Here is a 247-nt window from a genome sequence, read left to right as displayed (position 1 = left end):
TCTCGGCGAGATCGGCGGCGGCGATTATGGCGACGGTGTCACATCCAAGCGGATCGCCGGGGCGCTGCGATCGATCGGTGAGCGCGACGTTCGGGTCGATATAAACAGCCCCGGTGGCGATTTTTTTGAAGGCGTGGCGATTTACAACATGCTGCGTGAACACAAAGCCAAGGTCACGGTCAATGTGCTGGGCCTTGCCGCGTCCGCCGCATCGGTGATCGCCATGGCCGGTGATGAGATCAAAGTG

1 protein-coding gene is annotated in these 247 nt (G+C 60.3%); it reads left to right on the top strand.

Annotation, left to right across the window (positions count from 1 at the left end):
- Positions 1–247: Clp protease ClpP (locus FCK22_RS18740; RefSeq protein ID WP_136720780.1), on the top strand; the 247-nt coding region annotated here is incomplete at both ends.

It is taken from the genome of Sulfitobacter sp. 15WGC, assembly GCF_005068605.1.
Taxonomy (GTDB): Bacteria; Pseudomonadota; Alphaproteobacteria; order Rhodobacterales; family Rhodobacteraceae; genus Sulfitobacter; species Sulfitobacter faviae.
The sequence above is the reverse complement of the archived record's forward strand: the minus strand, read 5'-3'. Positions and strand labels throughout refer to the sequence as shown.